Origin of the sequence: Streptococcus infantis (assembly GCF_001579645.1) — a bacterium.
Lineage (GTDB): Bacteria > Bacillota > Bacilli > Lactobacillales > Streptococcaceae > Streptococcus > Streptococcus infantis_E.
In genome coordinates this window covers 652,171-658,422 of the sequence record NZ_KQ970818.1, presented here as the reverse complement: position 1 = coordinate 658,422, position 6,252 = coordinate 652,171, and the positions used below count along the sequence as shown (strand labels likewise).

Annotated in this window: 5 protein-coding genes; 2 read left to right on the top strand and 3 right to left on the bottom strand. The window is 38.0% G+C overall.

The genetic code is table 11. The features are described from left to right. From SINDD18_RS03145 to SINDD18_RS03135, 3 genes are all read right to left on the bottom strand, one after another. A partial coding sequence (locus SINDD18_RS03145; RefSeq protein WP_153014408.1) for a UvrD-helicase domain-containing protein occupies window positions 1-626 on the bottom strand: 626 nt, incomplete at its 3' end. After that, window positions 623-3,874: an ATP-dependent nuclease subunit B gene (rexB, locus tag SINDD18_RS03140; RefSeq protein WP_061863036.1), complete on the bottom strand. Its 3,252-nt coding sequence runs from the start codon at window positions 3,872-3,874 to the stop codon at window positions 623-625. The genes rexB and SINDD18_RS03145, both read right to left, overlap by 4 nt. A gap of 131 nt (window positions 3,875-4,005) precedes the next feature. Continuing rightward, on the bottom strand, window positions 4,006-4,677 hold the full coding sequence (locus SINDD18_RS03135) for a CPBP family intramembrane glutamic endopeptidase (protein WP_061863035.1): 672 nt from the start codon (window positions 4,675-4,677) through the stop codon (window positions 4,006-4,008). Between the two features lie 179 nt (window positions 4,678-4,856). Between SINDD18_RS03135 and SINDD18_RS03130 the strand changes: the two genes are divergently transcribed. Both SINDD18_RS03130 and SINDD18_RS11240 read left to right on the top strand, forming a co-directional pair. Beyond that, window positions 4,857-5,666 (top strand): Cof-type HAD-IIB family hydrolase, encoded by an 810-nt coding sequence (locus SINDD18_RS03130; RefSeq protein WP_061863034.1) that lies wholly within the window; start codon window positions 4,857-4,859, stop codon window positions 5,664-5,666. Window positions 5,667-5,936: 270 nt separating this feature from the next. Beyond that, the coding region (locus SINDD18_RS11240) for an ATP-binding cassette domain-containing protein (RefSeq protein ID WP_241497336.1) at window positions 5,937-6,252 on the top strand (316 nt) is incomplete at its 3' end.

The window sequence follows — 6,252 nt, the reverse complement described above, 5'->3', positions numbered from 1 at the left end:
CTTGTAGATTGCAAAAAGTCATAAATCATATAGACCTGTTTACGCAAACCACGCGCATCCTTACTTTTACCCGCAAAGTTCTTGACCAGCTGACTAAACTGTTCTTGTTCCTTACCTTGGTAGTGTTTTTCAAAAACCTGTCGAAAGACTTCGTTTTTTAAGAGGATTTGCTCACTTTCATTCTCAAGAATCCGAAAATTTGGAGCGAGGTCAATCAGATAGCCATGTTTGGCTAGAAACTTCTGAGTAAAAGAGTCCATAGTTCCGATGGCAGCGTTTGGTAAATCAGCTAATTGTTTTCCAAGATGCTTTTTAAGCTCCAAATCTTGAGTCTCTTGGATTTGTTGGCTGATTTTCTTTTCCAAGCGTTCTTTTAACTCGGTTGCCGCCTTTACCGTAAAGGTTGAGATAAAGAGTTGGCGAATTTCTACACCACGCGCTAGTTGATCAAGAATTCGTTCAGCCATGACAAAGGTTTTTCCTGAGCCAGCTGATGCTGAGACCAGAATGTTTTGGCCAGAACTGTAGATAGCTTGAATTTGCTCAGCAGTTTTCTTGGGTTTCTTGTCAGAATGAGCTTCTTCTATTTGCAACTTTTCAATCTCTTCTTGGGATAAAAATTTCATCGCTCCAACTCCTCTCTTATTTTATTAAACCATGTTTCTTTATCATTGCTCTTAGCGACCTTATCTAACGATCTAGCTTGACCTAGATGGTAATTGGCTTCAAAACCTGTAATAGCTTGATATTGTTGGACATATGGAGCAATACTTCTGCCGTCTTCTGTGTAAGGATTGATAGCAAATCTACCAGATAAAATCTTCTCTGCAGCTTTCTTATAGATAAGGGCGTTATAGTCCAGCAATAACTGGAATTCCTCATCAGACAACCGATAGGTCTTGTTTTTATTGTAAAGTTCCCCAAGGTTCTTTATCTCTTTTTCAAGAAATAACCCTTGATACTTCATAGTCTTAGTTGTTTCTGCTAAAGCCTTTGAAAGAGTTTTAACAGTTTGTAAGGACTGAACTGGCTCAGCCATCTCTAAATACATGGCACCAAAGAAGTCTGTATTTCCTTCTTTTTTAAGTGCAGCCAGATAGGTCGGTAACTGTGAATTAAGGCCGTTATAAAAGAGAGGGAAGTTAAACTGAGTTAGAGAAGATTTGTAGTCGACAACACCAATCGCATCACTTGTCTTTAAGCGGTCGATACGGTCGACTTTACCACGGACATAGACATTTCTGCCGTTTTCTAACTGAACAAAAGCTTGTTCCTTACCACCAAAGACTGCTTCTTCTTGAATTGTTTCAATTTCAGAATTGTGACGAAGAATGTGCCCAGTTGCACGCGCTACATCCAAAAGAACTTCTTTGGTTAATTGGGCTTCCAAACTTTCTTGATAAATCGCTTGAAACTCACGTTCTTGACTGGTTTCAGAAATTGCTTGTTCTAAACGACGGTCAAAAGGTGTATCAACAGGAAGTTTCATAGCGCGTTCAAAAATACGATGCAAGAAATTTCCATGACTTCGAGCATCAGGTCGCAGTCGCAATTCTTCCTGCAAGCCTAAGACATATCGAAGGAAATAACTGTATTCGTTTCGATAAAATTCTGTCAATCCCGAAGTTGATAGATAGAAATCCTGATCTTGAGGATACAAGGCTTTCAGAGTTTCATTAGCTAAGGTCTTACTTTTTGGACTTGTCGGTAGAACAGGATTATCAAGGCCTTGATCTTCTAATTTTCTCCCCATGACACGAGCTAGAACCTTAATAAAGGTCAAGTCTTGCTCACTTGTCTCCGACTCACCTTGCTGGTGATAAGCAACAAGACTAGACAAAAGACTGTGATAAGAACCAATATCATCCTTTGATAGGTTTTTTCGTTCGATTCTCTTTTCAATCTTGGTAAAACCAAAATTCTGCAATTCTTTCAGATAAACTGACTCTTTACTCTCGTTTTCATTGAGTAAACTAGGCGCTGATAAGACTAATTGCTTCTTAGCAGAATTTACCAAAGAAAGCATGGTATAGCGATTCTTCTTAAGATTTTCATGGCTAGCAATCAATAATTGAGAGCCATCTTCAGTACCTTGGTTTAAAACTTCTCTTTCTTCATCACTCAAAAGACTGGTATTTTGGGTGATTTTAGGTAGATGATCCTGGGTTAAGCCAAGTGCATAGATGTAATCAGAAGTTAAAGGCGAAATCAAATCATAACTTTGCACCAGAACCGTATCTACCGTTGCAGGGATTGTACGATAATTTGATAAGGACATCCCTGAATGAAGAAGAGCCAAGAAATCATCTAAAGTAACCTGGGAACCTTCAAAAACAGTAGCAAATTGCTCCATTACATGGCAAAATGCTTTCCAAACCTCCTCTTGTCTTTCTTGCTCTGCCGCTTCCATGGTTTCAGATAAGGCTTGTAATTGCTTGGTCACAGATGCATCCTTCAAAAAGTTGTTCCATTTTGTAAGGATATTTTCAGTCTTTTGCTTACGACTGGATAATAAAGTTTCTAGTGGGTTTAGGACACGGACACGAAGCTCGTTTAATTTTTCTAAATCAAATTTACCATGATGGTTTTTTGTAAATTCTTGTTTAAAGTTAGAAAGTCCATCAATACCTAAATAGCGGATATATTGTTCAAAGCTATCGATTTCTTCTTGAGTAAGGTCGGTATATAAGCCAGTTCGCAAGAGATTAATCAAATCTTCTTGACGGAAATAGTACCATTTGAGACGTCCCACAGATTCTACAAATTGAGTCAAAGGATGATGAGCCATAGACTCACTTCTCCCCAGATAGAAGGGAATCTGATATTGATTAAAAATTGTCTGCAAGGACAGTTTATAAGACTCTACGTCTCCTAGTAAGATACGAAAATTCTTATAGCTAAGTTCTGGCTCTTGGTGCAATTCCTGGCGAATACTACGAGCAACGAGCTCCAGCTCTTCTTTCTGTGTCAGACAAGACCAGATTTGCAAGTCTTCTCTATCCTTAGCATCCACTTCTATACTGATTTCAGAATAATCATAAGCACTTTCCAGTAATTTTGAGACCTTGGCAAAGGCATCAAGATTTTTATGTTCTTGACATGCATCTTCTGCCTTGGTCTGATATTTAAAAGCTAACTGACGTAGAAATTCAACACTGGCTTGATAGAGATTCCCTTCACTAAAAGAGCTATTATAGGCTCTCTTAGACGCATATACACCAATAATAATCTCAACACCCTTACGATGAAGCAAATCCACTAGGTGTTCCTCTTCTGCAGAAAAACGGGTGAAACCATCAATGACTAGGGCAATTTTACTAAAATCACTACTTACCTTGTTTTCTTCGAGAGCATCAATCAGATAGGATAATGGACTTCCTTGTGAAACTTGACCTTGATTTAAATACGCCGTTACCTTTTCAAAAATTAAGAGTAAATCAGAGCGTTTATCAGCATCTGTCAAACTTTCCAAGTCCAAAAAACTCATCTTTGCAGTTGAAATTTCATGATAAATCTCAATCAGTTGCTGGATGAATTGCGGATCTTGTTTAATAGCCCCGTATACACGTAAATTCTTAGCGTCTATCTCGGACAGACATTTATAGAAAGCCATACCAAGTCCGATATCATCGAGACTTGACCTCTCAGGAATATCATTTAAAACCAGATAACGAGCCATTTGAGCGAAGCGCGTGACTGTGATAGCAAAAGAAGCCTGCTGACTCAAGCACTCCAGCACGGCACGTTCCTTTTCAAAAGAAAGAGAATTAGGGGCGATATAAAAGACTCGTTTTCCTTGGTCAACTAGTCCTTGAGCCTCCTTAGTTAGGATTTCTGTCAAAGAAGTCCGAATATTGGTATAAAGTAGTTTCATCTCTGCCTCATTTGTTTTTGTCATTACCTTTTATTATACCATTTTTTGACTGCTAATCCTATAAATAGAGAGTTCTTAAACTACTGATAAAAAGTAAAATGCCAGAAATTTCCGGCATTGATTGATAAGCACTAGATTCCTGAAAATAGATTTACCCATAATTCCCAAAATGCTGTAATGTTAATCATGATATGGAGCAAAATAGGATAATAGAGAGAATGAGTTTTTCGGTAGAGGAATGCTACAATCGCTCCTCCACTTGCATAGGTGAAAAAGGCAAGTGGTGTTAAACCTGAACTGACATGCACATAGCCAAAGACACAGGCTGATAGTAAAACATCTCCATACCAAGGTGAATCTTTCAAAAATGTATTCATCAGAACTCCTCGGTAAACCATTTCTTCTGTAATTGGTCCTAGCAGACAAACAATAAGTAAAAGATAAGGTAACTCTTGTCGCCCTGTCATCTCAGTCAATTGATTTAAAGCGATTTGATTGGACGTTGCTGGGGTTAAAAAGGACAATGCAATATCTGAAAGATAACTGACTCCATAAGCAAGAAGCAAATAAACTGGATATCTCCATTTCCACTTCAACTCAAGAATTTTCCTACCTTCGAATACTAGTAAATAAAGAATAGCTAGAAAAGTAACGCTAAACTCTAAAAAAGCAAGAATCTGAAAAAATTCTCGACTGGCAGTCACAAACCTAGCTGAAAAGTGATTAAAAATCCACCAAAACCATGTCTTTCTATAAATAATTAGAAACAAGGCTAGTAAAATCTGTACTGTTCTTCTTTTCATGATAAACCCTCTGCTTTTTTATCCACTATCAGTATGTTGCGAGTTTAGTATAGCATATATTTGCCAAAAAGCTTCTTCAAATCATGAATTGTAATTGAAACGTCCTAAATTGACATAGTAATCCTTATTTCATCCAAAATATGCTATAATATAAGCAAAACACGAGAAAAGGAAATACTATGATTAAATTACTTGCCCTAGATATGGATGGTACTCTTCTCAACGAAGCCAAGGAAATTCCTCAGGCTCATATTGATGCCATTCATAAGGCTATCGAAAAAGGTGTCAAACTGGTTCTATGTACTGGACGACCTCTCTTTGGAGTTCTTCCCTACTACAAGAAACTCGGTCTTGATTTGCAAAATGAATACGTTATTGTCAATAATGGTTGTTCTACGCACCAAACCAGCGACTGGAGCCTTGTCGACTGGCGAGAACTTAGCAAATCTGACATCGAATACCTCAATGATCTTGCTGAAAAGAGTGAGGTTCAGTTGACTCTCTTTGATGAGGAACACTACTTCGTTCTCGGAGGCAAACCAAATCCTATCGTTCAATATGATGCCACACTTGTTTTTGCCGATCTGACTGAAATCTCACTTGAGGAGGCTACCAGTGGTAAATATCGTATGTTCCAAGGTATGTTCTTAGGTACAAAGGAAGAAACAGATGACTTTGAACAACGATTTGCTGATGAACTTTGTCAGAGATTTAGCGGTGTTCGTTCTCAACCAGTGATCTATGAAGCAATGCCACTCGGTACAACCAAGGCTTCTGCTCTTTCTCGTTTGGCTGAGATTTTAGATATCCAACCTTCTGAAATCATGGCTATGGGTGATGCCAATAACGACATTGAGATGTTAGAGTTTGCTGGGCTGGGTATCGCCATGGGAAATGCCAGCGACTACGTCAAATCTCTCGCAGATGCAGTAACTGCTAGCAATGAAGAAGATGGTGTTGCACGCGCTATTGAGAAATATATTTTATAGAAAATAAGCCCAGTCAACTAGTATTTCTAGCCAACTGGGCTTTTATTTTTTTAAAAATTTAAAAACTTTAGAAACTCTTTAGAAATGCTTGACGATTCTTTGATATCTATGCTTTATACTAGAGTTATAAAAATAAAACATCTTATACTCTTCGAAAATCAAATTCAAACCACGTCAGCTTCGCCTTGCCGTACTCAAGTACAGCCTGCGGCTCGCTTCCTAGTTTGCTCTTTGTTTTTCATTGAGTATTAAAGGTTAAAGGAGAAAACTATGAAAACAGCCCTCGAAATCCATGGCTTGTCCAAACAATTTGGCAAACAACCCATTCTACAAGATCTTAATCTCTCAGTAAAAGAAGGAGATATCTATGGACTTATCGGAAAGAATGGTGCTGGTAAAACAACTCTGATTAAAATTATTACTCAATTATTATCTGCTGACCATGGAACTATTTCCCTCTTTTCCAGTCAAGGATATAAGGAGTGCACAAAAGCCCTATCTCGAGTAGGTTCAGTCATTGAATCTCCAGTAGCTCATAATCATTTAACGGCCTATCAAAATCTTAAATATTATTGTACTATTCGAC